Source organism: Pseudomonas sp. HS-18 (assembly GCF_020401845.1).
GTDB classification, from domain to species: domain Bacteria; phylum Pseudomonadota; class Gammaproteobacteria; order Pseudomonadales; family Pseudomonadaceae; genus Pseudomonas; species Pseudomonas nitroreducens.
Map to the genome: position 1 here is coordinate 1,068,081 of NZ_CP084413.1, position 12,929 is coordinate 1,081,009.

Sequence of the window (12,929 nt, forward strand, 5' to 3'; positions counted from 1 at the left end):
GCCTGGAGTCAGTTGTTGAATACGCGCGCCATCACCGAGCGCACCGGAACTTCGCGTCCATTACTGGTGGCGCGGCTATTCACTTCGTACATGAAGGTGCCGGTACCCAGCATCATGTTGCCGTACTCCGGGTTCAGGGTCTGGCCGGAAGAGCCGCCGGTGGGCGCGGAAATCATGTAGCGGGTGACCGCGGTGGTGATACCGTCGGTGGCAGCTGGATACAGCCCTTTGCCGGTGTATGTCAGGCCGTCACTGAAGTCCTGGGTATACACCGGGGTCTTGTTCCACAGGCAAGGGAGCACCGCAGGGGAAGGGCATTGGTCGGGCGGCAGCATGGAGGTGGCAATGGTCGCCTCGGTATTGCGCAGGCCGGACTCGGCGCTGTTGAACAGGCGCTTCTCCTCGATCACGCTGCCGGTGATGCGCGACTCCAGGGTCGACTGGCGAACGCTGGATATCGCCAATAGCGAGACGATCAGCAGGATGATCAGCGAGACGAACAGGATCGCGCCCTGTTGTGCTTGGCGGGATGCTTTCATTGCAGCAGATTCCTGAGCGTAATGGTGCCCTGGGCGACCTGGAACAACTGGCCGCTGTCGAACGAGGTGCTGGTGTTGGGCGTGGACGATGGGTAGCGGGTCTTCCATTGCGACAGCGTCAGACTATCGCCGCCCTTGCGCACGTTGAGGCTGCTGGCCATCAGTGCCGAGTAGCGAATCGCACGGATGGGCAGGGAGGCGGGGGTCGCCGTGTAGGTGTCTACCAGGCGGTCGGTCGTCGCGGGGCCGACGCCGTATTCGAACTGGATGTCCGACAGGCCGCTGAGTACGGGCAGCGCATCGTTGGTTCCCACGGCGCACAGCAGGTCCCCGTCGGCGTTGACGGTGAACTTCTCCATGATCACCACACTGGCGTCGGTATAAGGCGTATTGGGGACGGCACTGCTGGTCGGCAGGTTGCCCAGGCAGTCACGATCATTGCGATCACGCGGCTGGTAGCGGATGCACAAGCCGCCACCGCTGCTGGGCAAGGCAACGGCCTGGCCGGCACTGAAGCTGCAGTCTGACGGCGCGCCGGTACTCGTGGCGGGGAAAGCTGTTTCGAAGGACTGGTCCGGGCGGCGACGGTAGCCGACCTTGCTCAACTCCTGGTCCAGGATCATGAAGGTGTAGCGGCTGTTTTCCTGGTTCTCGATCTGCGCTGAATTGAAGAGAAAACTGTTCTTGTTGTCCACATAGAGCTGGGTGATGCCTAGGACCAGGAAGCTGCTAATGGCCAATGCCACCAACAACTCGATCAACGACAAGCCTGTCTGGGCGTTGCTGAAAGTGCGCATGTCAGATCTCCGCCCGTATCCGGTAGTGGCAAATGGTCCCATCGGTACCCGAGGCGCTGGTGGTATCCATGCATTCGCCATCCTTCACCCGCCAGGCGAGCTGGATTTCCACGCCTCGGCCAGTGGAGCCACAGGTGCCGATGGAGTCGCCAGCCTGGCAAACATGTACCTCGCTACCCAGCGCGGCTGCGTCGGGAAGCACCTGTCGAACACGCGTCAGCCAGCAACTGAGCTGCTTGGCGGCATTGGAGTTTGGTGGCAGGGGCTGGCATTCGTTGGCGGCCAGAGCTGTCGGGTAGGCGGTAGTACCCAATTTGAAATACGGCGAACTACCGTTGATGCTGTTAGCGGCGTTGTAGACCTTGTCCCGATTGCTGCGCATGGTCTCCAGCAACTCGTTGGCCAGCATGGCGGCGTTGCTGCGCTGAGTGGAGTCCACGTTGTACTGAATGGTGCGCCCCTGCATGGCGACCATGCCCAACACGCCGATACAGATGAGCAGCAGGGCGACCAGCACCTCGATCATGCTGAAGCCGGATTGATGGATTGGACGCCGACTCATGATCCGCAACTCCCCAGCGCCTCGGTGGCACTACTTTTGCCCCGCGGCCACAGCTTGATCATGCCGCTGGCCTTGACCGAAATGAGAAAACCATTGGATGCGTTGCCGTCCTGGCACACATAGACATCAGTATTGGCCGAGGCCGTGCCGTTGGAATAGAAGGTTAGCGTTGCACTGGCAGGCCTGACGCTCATCGGTGTAGGGGGGACGCTCATCGAGCGCATGGAAGTGCTGCCCTGAGCGATGACCCAGCTACCGCTGGCTGTCGTTGCAGTGATGGATAGATTGCGTGTCACCGCTTCGCTACGTGCGTACTGCAACAATGCGAACAGCTCGTTCGCCGTGCTTTGCGTGCGATTGTTGCGTATCAAGGACTGGAAGCTGGGCAACGCGATGGACGCGAAGACAGCCAGCAGGGTCACGACAATCAATAGTTCGATCAGCGTGAATCCAGCTGACCCCTTGCGGCGCGACATGAGCGCATTCCTCACTTTTTGGATAGTGGCAATGCTGCCTAGTCTCGTAGGAAATGTCTTTTTTCTATGGATGACCGTTCTCGTTATGGCGATGTCCGGTCATCGGCGCTGATCTTCTGTGAGCCGTGTCTCGATGTGGTTGTGAAACGAGTCAGCGGGAGCAGCTATTGCTGGTATCTCCCACCTCTTCGCGAATGCGCCCGGCCTTGTTGATCACGATGCGATAGTGGCTCGATCCCTCGCCGCAGATGGTCAGCGTGCCGGAGTGGAAGGCGCCGTTGGGCTGGATGCCGTTGCCGCGTGGCGTGAAGTGGAGGTAGCGGCTGGAGGTGCTGTCGGCGAGGACTCGGATGCCATTCAGCGTTGCGTGGCTGGCGAGTAGTGGCTTGTGCTCGCTGCGAGTGCCGGTATTGTCCGCGTCCACCATGACCTCCCAGCCATTGGCCCAGTTGCCCGCGATGGCCACGATGCTGATGGGGCGCCCGCTATGGACGGCGCTTTCCCGGGTGAAATCGATGGCCTGGCGTAGCTCATGGGTTGCCGTGCGTGCGCGTTGGTTGCGCAGTAGCTCGGTGAAGGAGGGCGTGGCGACGGACAGCGCGATGGTGACGATTGCGAGGGCGAACAGCAATTCGACGAGGGTAAAGCCCCGTTCCCTGGACATGGTCGGATCCTTCGAGTCTTTCGGAGTGGAAAGTATTGGCGGCAAGCCACGGCGCGCCCGGCGACGAGTTGGATGGATGTTGTAGGAGCGGTCCGATGACGCACCGACTTCCGTCTTGCTCCGTCAGCGGTCCATGCCCGGTATAGTGTGCGGCCGGCGATGGGCCGTTGGTTTTCCTGTGATGTGGGGCGTGCTATGCCGGACATGATCGTGGTGGGCGGTGGGGTAGTCGGGATGCTGACTGCCTGGACTCTGGGGCAAGCGGGTGCCGAGGTGGTCCTGCTGGAGCGTGGCGAGACCGGGCGAGAGGCGTCCTGGGCCGGTGGCGGCATCGTTTCGCCGCTCTATCCGTGGCGCTACAGCGCAGCAGTCGCCAATCTGGCCCACTGGTCACAGGACTTCTATCCGCAACTGGGCGAGCGTCTGCTCGCCGATACCGGGCTCGACCCCGAGGTGCATGTCACTGGTCTCTACTGGCTGGACTTGGACGACCAGGCCGAAGCCCTGGCGTGGGCCAAGGCCCATGGGCGCCTGCTTTCGGAAGTGGACATCGACGCCGTGCATGAGGCGGTGCCCGTGCTGGGACAGGGCTTCGAGCGCGCCGTGTACATGTCCGGCGTGGCCAACGTGCGCAACCCGCGCCTGGCCAAGTCCCTGCGCGAGGCGCTGGTGCGGCTGCCAAACGTCAGCGTACAGGAACAGGTGGAGGTGACCGGCTTCCTGCAGAAGGGCGAGCGCGTGACAGGCGTGCGCACTGAGCAGGGCGATTTCACTGCCGGCTCGGTAGTACTGGCGGCTGGCGCCTGGAGTGGCCAGCTATTGGCCAGGCTGGGCCTGGAGTTGCCGGTCGAGCCGGTAAAGGGACAGATGATCCTGTATCGCTGCGCTCCTGATTTCCTCTCCAGCATGGTGCTGGCGAAAGGTCGCTACGCAATACCTCGCCGTGACGGCCATATCCTGGTGGGCAGCACGCTGGAGTTTGCCGGTTTCGACAAGACTCCATCGAACGAGGCTCTGAGCAGCCTGCGCGCGTCGGCGCAGGAGTTGATTCCCGCGCTGGCGGGCATGCAGCCGGTGAACCACTGGGCGGGGCTGCGTCCGGGGGCGCCGCAGGGCATCCCCTTCATTGGCGAGGTGCCCGGTCATCAGGGGCTATGGTTGAACACCGGCCATTACCGCAACGGTCTGGTGCTGGCGCCGGCGTCCTGCCAGTTGCTGGTGGACCTGATGCAGAAGCGTCAGCCCATCATCGAGGCGGCACCCTACTCACCGGAAGGGCGTCTGGTGGCGACGCCCATCGGCTGAGGCCTGCCGGGGATCAGTCGATACCCAGTTTCTTCAGCCGGTAGCGCATGGAGCGGAAGGTCAGGCCCAGGCGCTGCGCTGCCGCAGTACGGTTCCAGCGCGTCTCTTCCAACGCCTGCATGATCAGCTTGCGCTCGATGTCCTCGAGGTAGTCCTCGAGGTTGTCGATCTGCGCGAGGCTCGCCTCGCCGCCGCTGTCCGCGGTGCTGGTCTCGGCCAGGCGCAGGTCGTGGGGCTGGATGACGTCGTTTTCGCAGAGCGTGTAGGCGCGCTCCAGCATGTTCTCCAGTTCCCGCACGTTGCCGGGAAAGCGGTAGTTCTTGAGCTTCTCCAGTGCATCGGCGCTCAGCGAGGCGGCCGCCAGGCCGCTGTCCCCGGCCAGGCGCTTGAGCACGCGGTCGGTCAGCAGTGGGATGTCTTCGCGGCGCTCGCGCAGCGGCGGAACGCGCAGCTCGATGACATTCAGACGGTAGTAGAGGTCCTGGCGGAAGCGGCCGGCGGCCACTTCGGCGGCCAGGTCCTTATGGGTCGCGCAGAGGATTCGCACATCCACTGCGACCTCCTGCTGGCCGCCCACGGCGCGCACGGCTTTTTCCTGGATCACGCGCAGCAGTTTGACCTGCATCGGCAATGGCAGGTCGGCCACTTCGTCGAGGAACAGGGTGCCGCCGTTCGCTGCCTGGAACAGGCCGAGCTTGTCTTCCACCGCACCGGTGAAGCTGCCTTTCTTGTGGCCGAAGAATTCGCTTTCCATCAGCTCGGAGGGGATGGCGCCGCAGTTGACCGGCACGAAGGTCTGGCTCTCGCGCGGGCCCTGCTCATGGATCAGCCGGGCCACCAGCTCCTTGCCGCTGCCGGACTCGCCGCTGATGTACACCGGCGCCTGGCTTCGCGCGAGCTTCGCCACCTGGTTGCGCAGGGTGCGCATCGGCGGCGAGTCGCCGAGCAGGCGGCTGTCCACCGGTGCCTCCTCGGCATCCGGGGAGCGCAGGCGCAGGGCTGTGTTCACCAGCTCTCGGAGCCGAGCGAGGTCCACAGGCTTGGTCAGGAAATCGAAGGCACCGGCCTTGAGCGCCTGCACGGCGGTGTCGAGGCTGCCGAAGGCGGTGATCATCGCTACCGGCATCTGCGGATGGCGCTGCTGGATGTACTGCACCAGGTCCAGGCCGGTGCCATCGGGCAGGCGCATATCGGTCAGGCAGAAGTCGAAGGGTTCGCGGGCGAGGAAGTCGCGGGCCTCCTTGACGTTGCGGGCGCTGCGGGTATCGAGCTTCATGCGGCCGAGGGTGATCTCCAGCAGCTCGCGGATGTCGGGTTCGTCGTCGACGATCAGGGCTTTTTGACGGCTCATGGTCATTGCGTCTTCTTAGCTTTGTTTGCGCGGGTGGGCGAAGGTGATGCGGAAGCAGGTGCCGCCTTCGTCACGCGTCTTGTAATCCAGTCGAGCCTGGTTGCTTTCGCACAGCTCGCGGGAGATGTACAGGCCAAGGCCCGTGCCCTTGCTTTCGGTGGTGAAGAACGGTTCGAACAGTTTCCCCTGCTGCCCGGCAGCGATTCCGGGCCCGTCATCGAGTACTTCCAGCACGGGCAGATCGGTTTCGCTGTCGCGGAACAGCCGCAGCCACACCTGGCCGGTGCCGTTCTTCTGAGTGCTGTACCGTAACCCATTCTGCACAAGGTTGGTCAGTACCTGCGTCAACTGGTGCGGATCCATGCGGGTCTGCACGGTGCCCTGGCCGGTTTCCACGTGGATCTGCTGGCCCTCGCGCAGGCTCTCGCGCATCTCGCCGGCGTAGCGGTGCAGCCAGTACTTCAGATCGAGCAGTTGGGGCTCTGACTGGCGGCGGCGCGACAGTTGCAGGACGTTCTCGATGACCAGGTTCATGCGCCGCGACTGGTCCTGGATGATCTGCGTGAGGCGTCGGTCGGGCTTGTCCAGTTCTTCGGACTCAAGCAGCAGCTGCGCCGCATGGCTGATCGCGCCCAGCGGGTTGCGGATTTCATGGGCAATGCCCGCGGTGAGTCGGCCCAGGGCGGCAAGCTTGAGCTGTTGGGCCTGCTGGGCGATCTGTGAAATGTCCTCGAGGAACATCAGGATGTGCTGTTCGTTACCCCGGCGCAGGGGGATGAAGCTCGGTTGCACGGTCGGGCCGGACTCCATGGGCTGCAGGCTGGGCGGGCGCAGGGCAGGGTTCTGCTGCCATTGCTGCAGGCTGGCGACCAGTTGCGGGCTGTGCTCGGCCAGTGAGTGGCCGGGCAGGTCATGGCCGCCCAGCAGGGTGGTGGCGCTCTGGTTGGCCAGCAGAACCCGGTGACGATCACCCAGGACAAGGATGCCAGTGCGCATGCGCTGCAGGATCAGTGCATTGAGCTCTTCCAGATTGGCCACCGTGGTGGCGCGCTGCTCGGCGATGCTTTCGACGATCTGCTGGCGCCGTGCCAGGGCCTGGATCAGCAGGGCCGAGGCGAAGCTCAGGGCGCCCAACCCGCCTGCCTGCACGTAGTGGTTGATGGCGGTGGGCTGGCTGAGGCTCAGGTAAAAGGTCAGGTAGATCAGGCCGATCGCGGCGATTGCAGCGATGAGCAGCCCGACCCGCCCGCGCAGCAGGATGTTGGCAATGGCCACGGCGACCACCATCAGGTTGCCGATGCCGCTGGGAATGCCGCCTGCCGTGTAGAACAGGGCGCTGAGCAGGAGAATGTCCAGTGCCGCCAGAATGAACAGCGGCAGCAAATGCCGTGGGGTCGGCATCAACACCGCGATCAGGATGTTGAGGACCAGGTAGATCCAGCAGCCGACGTGGAACAGCTCGGGGTGGGACAGTTTCAGGAGCTCATCGTCCAGGCTGCTGGAGATCAGCAGTACCAGCACCAGCCCGATGGTCAGGCGGTACAGGTGGTACAGGCGCAGTACCCGCAGGCCCTGTCCTGTGAGGGAAATCCCTTCAGCGACCACGGTCGGTGCGGTCCTGTTCGAGGTGCGCGCGGCTGCAGTACCACTTGCTCTCGTCCTGCAGGGCATGGGTCTGCGGTACATGCACGCCGCACTGCGCGCAGCGGACCATGGGCGCGGCCGAGTCGTCCCCCTTGGGCTTCTCGACAGGGCGGGCTGGTCGGGTAGCTTTGCGCCACAACCACCAGCCGAGGGCGAAGAGGGCGATCCAGAACAGCAGACGGGTCATGGCAATCCCTTGTGCTTAAAGAGCGGCAGTTTATCCAAGCCACGCGGTGCCGCACAGTGAGCCCGTGCGCGCACCTGCCAGGCCATGGACGAAAAGCGCCCATGCTTGGCCCAAACGAAAAAGGGAGGCCGAAGCCTCCCTTTTTCTCGAACCCGTCGGTATCAGTCGAAGATACCGAAGGTCATGTAGCTGAACCAGGAGCGGTCGCTGCTGCCGGCGTTGCCTTCGGACTCGTGCTGTTCTTCTTCCACGTCGCTCTGGTTCTCAGGCTTGAGCTCGGCGGGAATCTGTTGCTCGGCGTCTTCGTACTGCTTGATCACGTCCTTGGAGGCCTGGGTTTCCATGTGCGGCGGGGCATCGTTGGTCTCGATCAGACCCAGGGTGGCCTTGGCCAGCCAGGAGCGGTTGTCAGCTTCGTCTTCGCGCGGCACGAACTGGCCATCCTTGAGGCTGGCGTTGTCCGGATAGTTGGCCTTCAGGGTTTCCAGGCTGGAATCGGCGAGGTCATTGAGGCCCAGGCGCTGGTAGGCTTCGACCATGATCGCCAGGCCATCGCCGACGGCCGGGGTTTCCTGGAAGTTCTCGACCACGTAACGGCCACGGTTGGCGGCGGCGACATAGGCCTGGCGCTTGAGGTAGTAGTGGCCAACGTGCACTTCGTAGGCCGCCAGCAGGTTGCGCAGGTAGATCATGCGCGCCTTGGCGTCCGGGGCGTAGCGGCTGTTGGGGTAGCGACTGACCAGCTGGGCGAACTCGTTGAAGGAGTCGCGGGCCGCACCCGGGTCGCGCTTGGTCATGTCCAGCGGCAGGAAGCGCGCCAGCAGGCCACGGTCCTGGTCGAAGGAAGCCAGGCCCTTGAGGTAGTAGGCGTAGTCGACGTTCGGGTGTTGCGGGTGCAGGCGGATGAAGCGCTCGGCGGAGGCGCGGGCGGCCTCGGGCTCCATGTTCTTGTAGTTGGCGTAGATCAGCTCCAACTGGGCCTGCTCGGCATAGCGGCCGAACGGATAGCGGGACTCCAGCGCCTTCAGCTTGGCGACGGCGTTGGTGTAGCTCTTGTTGTTGAGGTCTTCCTGTGCCTGCTGGTACAGCTGGCTTTCGCTCAGGTTCTCATCCACCTTCTCGCCCTTGGAGGAGCAGGCGGTGACGAAGGCGAGGGTGGCGATCAGCAGCAGGTGTTTCACTTGCATGGCGGCTTGCGTCCCTGGACGGTCGGCTGTCGCGGCCGCAACCGTCTGTTATGATTGGCGCCCCAGGGGTACCCCTGGGACAAAGGCCCCGTATTTAACCACAGCGCGCAGCCGAACCAAAAGGCCGCGCGCCCTTCGTGTCCAGTCATGTCCGATATCATCCAACTCGCGGCAGAAGTGCCGTTCGACCTCGGTGGTCAGCGTCTCGACCAGGTCGCCGCCCAGCTCTTCTCCGATCACTCCCGTTCCCGCCTGGCTGGCTGGATCAAGGACGGCCGTCTCAAGGTCGATGGCGCCGTGCTGCGTCCGCGCGACATTGTCCACGCCGGCTCGCGCCTGGAACTGGACGTCGCGCTGGAGGCCCAGGGTGAATGGGTCGCCCAGGACATCGAGCTGGACATCGTCTATGAAGATGACCATATCCTGGTCATCGACAAGCCGACCGGCCTGGTGGTTCACCCCGCCGCCGGCCACCAGGACGGCACCCTGCTCAATGCGCTGCTGCACCACGTGCCGCATCTGGCCAATGTGCCGCGCGCCGGCATCGTGCACCGCCTGGACAAGGACACCACCGGCTTGATGGTGGTGGCCAAGACCCTGGAAGCGCACACCAATCTGGTTGCCCAGCTCCAGGCGCGCAGCGTCAGCCGCATCTATGAGGCCATCGTCACCGGCGTGATCGTCGCTGGCGGCACCGTCGACGCGCCCATCGGCCGTCATGGTGTACAGCGCCAGAAGATGGCGGTGATCGAGACCGGCAAGGTCGCCATCAGCCATTACCGCGTGCTGGAGCGCTTCCGTGCGCATACCCACACGCGGGTGAAGCTGGAAACCGGACGTACCCACCAGATCCGCGTCCATATGACGCACATTGGCCATCCGCTGGTGGGCGACCCCACCTACGGCGGACGTTTCCGCATTCCGCCGGGGGCCAGCCCGTCGCTGATCGAGTCCCTGCGCGATTTCCCGCGTCAGGCCTTGCATGCGCGCTTCCTGGAGTTGGATCACCCGGCCACCAACGTGCGTATGAAGTGGGAGTCGCCGCTGCCGGATGACTTCACCTGGCTGCTGAGCCTGCTGCGGCAGGACAACGAGTCCTTCGTATGAGCCCGTGGCTGACGCCCGACTGGCCGATTCCAGCGAACGTCCGCGCCTGCGTGACGACCCGCGCCGGCGGCGTCAGCCTCGAGCCTTTCGACAGTTTCAACCTCGGTGACCATGTCGGTGACGACCCGGTTGCCGTGGCCGAGAACCGCCGCCGCCTGACCGCCGAGCTGGGCTGCCAGCCTGCCTGGCTGAGCCAGGTTCACGGTATCGATGTGGTCGAGGCGGATCCGTCTGTTGTCTCCACTGCGGATGCCAGCTGGAGCGCCACGCGTGGTATTGCCTGCACCATCATGACTGCTGATTGCCTGCCGGCGCTGTTCTGCGACCGCGCGGGTACTCGTGTCGGTGCAGCCCACGCCGGCTGGCGCGGGTTGGCGGGCGGCGTTCTGGAGGCAACCGTGGACGCCATGGGCCTCGCGCCGGTTGAGCTGCTGGTCTGGCTGGGGCCGTCCATCGGCCCGCAGGCCTTTGAAGTCGGCCCGGAAGTGCGTGAAGCCTTCCTGAAGGGCCACGCCGAAGCCGAGCACGCCTTCCTGCCCAGTGCCAATGCGGGCAAGTACATGGCCGACATCTATGAACTGGCGCGTATCCGCCTCGCGGTGAAGGGTGTAACTGCCGTCTACGGTGGGGACTTCTGCACATTCACTGACACCGAGGACTTCTATTCTTACCGCCGCAATGCCTGCACCGGCCGCCTGGCCAGTCTGGTCTGGTTAGCATAACCTCACCGTTCGACTCCTTCGGTGAAGCAGGGCGAATCAGTTTTGCGGCGGGTGGGGGCAAGGCATGGTCTCCAGTGGATACGGCAAACAGCCGTTGCCCGTCTTGGAGTATTGCGGGTCTATCAGCGTCAACAGCCCGCGTAGGAAAACGAAAAATCCTGACGGCGGCAAAAGCTGAGTGCAACACCTGACCAATCCGGTACGGTGTTGCCATGACCTACTAAGAACTCAGTATCGAAGAACGCATCACGATCTAGCTTGGCCAGCTTCAGGGTTTGAGCCAGCGAGCCATCGCCAGAATGCTTGATCGAAGTCCCTCGACCATCAGCCGCGAGCTTCGTCGCAACAGCTCCGAGGCCAACTATTACAGGGCGAGCCAAGCTCAACAGCACATGCGCCAGCGTCGCACCGCCTGCCGTCCTCAGCGCAAGCTGCTGCCGGACAGTGAGTTGTTCGACCTGGTGGTACATCTGCCGCGAAAGCGCTTTTCTCCTCAGCAAATTGCCGGCAAGCTTCGAGATATGAAATTCCCAAATTTTGAAGACGTGTACGTCTGTCGCGATACAATCTACAACGCCATTTACGCGCTGCCCGTCGGTGAGCTTCGCAAGGCGCTGATCATCTGCCTGCGCCAAGGCAAAACCAGTCGCCGCCCCCGCGCGGGCGAGGTTGACCGTCGTGACTAAATCCCCGACTTGGTCAGTATTCATGTGCGACCACCGGAGGTGGAGGATCGCCTGACGCCGGGTCACTGGGAAGGTGACTTGATCAAGGGCAAAGCCAATGCTTCTGCGGTGGGAAGACTGGTAGAACTCAGCACGGGTTATCTGATGCTGGTGAAGATGAACGACGCAACCGCCACCTCGGCTGTCGAGGGTTTCATTGCCGCGTTGAACCGCATGCCGCGGGCTGCGCGTAAAACGTTGACCTACGACCAGGGCCGGGAAATGGTGCGTCATGCCGAGATCACCCAGCGTACTGGAGTGGCTGTTTACTTCTGTGAGCCGCATAGCCCTTGGCAGCGCGGCAGTAACGAAAACATCAACGGCCTGATTCGCCAGTACCTGCTCAAAGACACGGACTTGTCTGGCCACAGCCAGGAGCAACTGGATGCTATTGCCTACGAGTGGAATATCCGCCCGCGTCAGCATTTCAATTACAAGTGTCCCATCGAAATGATGACGGCGATGACAGCCAAGCATCATGAGAGTCCATCCGTAACTCAATGACAGGGTGTTGCGCTCGGTCTCTGAAATCGCCGACTTATAAAATCAAGGCGCCATCCAAGGGGAATATTATCTCATGGTGTTTGGAGGAAAAGACGCTTTTACTCTTTATGTTATCGCTAAGTTAATGTGTGGCGGGAGCGCCATTAAGCACACAAGTTTCTATGTAATTTGACAGTATAATAAATTATGCGCTCTGCAGCCCCGGAGAGCGCATAATGTTCTCCTGCCAATTTCGTGGAAAAGAGATGGCGGTTTGCGCGAAGATCACAATAGAATCAAAGTTTGGCGAACTGAGATATCGCTTTGGCACTCATCAGGCTTTGGAGTTGGAGTTCCCCTCAAAACCTATGTCTCCTGCAGAATATGCAAGAGGGAATAGACTCGGATATGGTTCGCGAGGAATCTTGACTTTTCTCAGGCTTGTTACAGAGGGTGCAAGTTATACAGTTTCACGGAAGTTATAAATCCGACTTACCAGGAGGATGGTGCAAGCGAGCAGGGCGGGGTCATCATCGAAAGGTATGGAAAAATAATTTGAATACGCTTGTGTGATAACGACGAGATTCCTTATGCGGGGCTGCTATCAGATCAAAAGGTCCAAAGCAGCGAAATTCCGCTAAATTCAAAAGTCCCATCCGGGCTCTCTGATTTCAAACCATGAGCTTGCTTGAGCAAGCGTCATTCGAGCTAATCACGTTGAGCTTCACATAAAAACATGAGCTCCATGTTTTCTGCGCGCCAGAATACCTTTTTACGCGCATGAACTCTTCCTCTGTGTTTATCTGGTCTGAGAGAATAGAAGGATAAAGTAAACTTCTAATTGGGTTGGATCTATACTTAGTGGGCGCGTGCGATTATTATTTTTGAACTATAAATAGCGGATTAGGGAGGTGTTAAACAGTGCGTGGCGTTAGCGGGCTGGTAGTGGTGGATTTTTCCCCGTCAGCCGGGCACTGCACCACCGTTAAGTTGATGTGGTCCGAAGTCCTCTGCATTCACGAGGAGATCGATAATTCAGTGCGCTGTGGGATGCCCGTTGTTGTAGTGCTCCAAGGCAATGGCCAGCTTCTTTTCCGCGCTCCAACGGCGTCTGCGCTCAATCTCGAGAATTTCTGCCCCTAGGGGCTTGGTGTTAGTCATAAACACAACTGTATGCTTA

General features: G+C 61.7%; 12 protein-coding genes and 1 pseudogene. 4 read left to right on the top strand and 9 right to left on the bottom strand.

The window, feature by feature from the left end; all coding sequences use genetic code 11:
• Positions 1-8: 8 nt before the first annotated feature.
• From LDJ84_RS05025 to LDJ84_RS05045, 5 genes are all read right to left on the bottom strand, one after another.
• Positions 9-539 (bottom strand): PilX N-terminal domain-containing pilus assembly protein, encoded by a 531-nt coding sequence (locus LDJ84_RS05025; RefSeq protein WP_226045994.1) that lies wholly within the window; start codon positions 537-539, stop codon positions 9-11.
• Entirely contained in the window at positions 536-1,336 is an 801-nt protein-coding gene (locus tag LDJ84_RS05030) for a prepilin-type N-terminal cleavage/methylation domain-containing protein (RefSeq protein WP_226045995.1), read from the bottom strand. Before LDJ84_RS05030 ends, LDJ84_RS05025 begins: the two co-directional genes overlap by 4 nt.
• A gap of 1 nt (position 1,337) precedes the next feature.
• Positions 1,338-1,898 carry a type IV pilus modification protein PilV gene (gene pilV / locus LDJ84_RS05035; protein WP_226045996.1) on the bottom strand — a complete coding sequence of 187 codons (561 nt, stop codon included), beginning with the start codon at positions 1,896-1,898 and terminating at the stop codon, positions 1,338-1,340.
• A complete protein-coding gene (locus LDJ84_RS05040) occupies positions 1,895-2,374 on the bottom strand; it encodes a GspH/FimT family pseudopilin (RefSeq protein ID WP_226045997.1) in 480 nt (159 codons plus the stop codon). The genes pilV and LDJ84_RS05040 overlap by 4 nt, the downstream gene beginning before the upstream one ends.
• Positions 2,375-2,525: 151 nt before the next feature.
• Positions 2,526-3,038 (bottom strand): GspH/FimT family pseudopilin, encoded by a 513-nt coding sequence (locus LDJ84_RS05045; protein ID WP_226045998.1) that lies wholly within the window; start codon positions 3,036-3,038, stop codon positions 2,526-2,528.
• Between the two features lie 195 nt (positions 3,039-3,233).
• Between LDJ84_RS05045 and thiO the strand changes: the two genes are divergently transcribed.
• Complete coding sequence (thiO, locus tag LDJ84_RS05050) at positions 3,234-4,343, top strand: glycine oxidase ThiO (RefSeq protein WP_226045999.1); 1,110 nt, start codon at positions 3,234-3,236, stop codon at positions 4,341-4,343.
• 13 nt (positions 4,344-4,356) lie between these two features.
• Here the strand turns inward: thiO and LDJ84_RS05055 are convergent, their stop codons facing one another.
• The 4 genes from LDJ84_RS05055 to LDJ84_RS05070 form a co-directional block, all read right to left on the bottom strand.
• Entirely contained in the window at positions 4,357-5,694 is a 1,338-nt protein-coding gene (locus LDJ84_RS05055) for a sigma-54-dependent transcriptional regulator (protein ID WP_026079329.1), read from the bottom strand.
• A gap of 15 nt (positions 5,695-5,709) precedes the next feature.
• On the bottom strand, positions 5,710-7,299 hold the full coding sequence (locus LDJ84_RS05060; RefSeq protein WP_226046000.1) for a sensor histidine kinase: 1,590 nt from the start codon (positions 7,297-7,299) through the stop codon (positions 5,710-5,712).
• Positions 7,289-7,531: a PP0621 family protein gene (locus tag LDJ84_RS05065; RefSeq protein WP_226046556.1), complete on the bottom strand. Its 243-nt coding sequence runs from the start codon at positions 7,529-7,531 to the stop codon at positions 7,289-7,291. The genes LDJ84_RS05060 and LDJ84_RS05065 overlap by 11 nt, the downstream gene beginning before the upstream one ends.
• Positions 7,532-7,686: 155 nt before the next feature.
• Entirely contained in the window at positions 7,687-8,712 is a 1,026-nt protein-coding gene (locus LDJ84_RS05070) for an outer membrane protein assembly factor BamD (protein WP_226046001.1), read from the bottom strand.
• A 147-nt stretch (positions 8,713-8,859) separates the two neighbouring features.
• Between LDJ84_RS05070 and rluD the strand changes: the two genes are divergently transcribed.
• The 3 genes and pseudogenes from rluD to LDJ84_RS05085 all read left to right on the top strand — a co-directional run bounded on the left by rluD (position 8,860) and on the right by LDJ84_RS05085 (position 11,770).
• A complete protein-coding gene (rluD, locus tag LDJ84_RS05075) occupies positions 8,860-9,819 on the top strand; it encodes a 23S rRNA pseudouridine(1911/1915/1917) synthase RluD (protein ID WP_226046002.1) in 960 nt (319 codons plus the stop codon).
• Entirely contained in the window at positions 9,816-10,541 is a 726-nt protein-coding gene (gene pgeF / locus LDJ84_RS05080) for a peptidoglycan editing factor PgeF (protein ID WP_065084233.1), read from the top strand. The genes rluD and pgeF overlap by 4 nt, the downstream gene beginning before the upstream one ends.
• Before the next feature lie 233 nt (positions 10,542-10,774).
• Positions 10,775-11,770, top strand: a pseudogene (locus LDJ84_RS05085) (IS30 family transposase).
• Positions 11,771-12,929 lie beyond the last annotated feature (1,159 nt).

What these genes read in the sequence shown, in the direction of transcription:
- pilV (WP_226045996.1), bottom strand. Translation starts at nt 1,898, where the DNA reads ATGAGTCGGCGTCCAATCCATCAATCCGGCTTCAGCATGATCGAGGTG.
- thiO (WP_226045999.1), top strand. Translation starts at nt 3,234, where the DNA reads ATGCCGGACATGATCGTGGTGGGCGGTGGGGTAGTCGGGATGCTGACT.
- LDJ84_RS05070 (WP_226046001.1), bottom strand. Translation starts at nt 8,712, where the DNA reads ATGCAAGTGAAACACCTGCTGCTGATCGCCACCCTCGCCTTCGTCACC.
- LDJ84_RS05040 (WP_226045997.1), bottom strand. Translation starts at nt 2,374, where the DNA reads ATGTCGCGCCGCAAGGGGTCAGCTGGATTCACGCTGATCGAACTATTG.
- LDJ84_RS05030 (WP_226045995.1), bottom strand. Translation starts at nt 1,336, where the DNA reads ATGCGCACTTTCAGCAACGCCCAGACAGGCTTGTCGTTGATCGAGTTG.
- LDJ84_RS05025 (WP_226045994.1), bottom strand. Translation starts at nt 539, where the DNA reads ATGAAAGCATCCCGCCAAGCACAACAGGGCGCGATCCTGTTCGTCTCG.
- rluD (WP_226046002.1), top strand. Translation starts at nt 8,860, where the DNA reads ATGTCCGATATCATCCAACTCGCGGCAGAAGTGCCGTTCGACCTCGGT.
- pgeF (WP_065084233.1), top strand. Translation starts at nt 9,816, where the DNA reads ATGAGCCCGTGGCTGACGCCCGACTGGCCGATTCCAGCGAACGTCCGC.
- LDJ84_RS05055 (WP_026079329.1), bottom strand. Translation starts at nt 5,694, where the DNA reads ATGAGCCGTCAAAAAGCCCTGATCGTCGACGACGAACCCGACATCCGC.
- LDJ84_RS05045 (WP_226045998.1), bottom strand. Translation starts at nt 3,038, where the DNA reads ATGTCCAGGGAACGGGGCTTTACCCTCGTCGAATTGCTGTTCGCCCTC.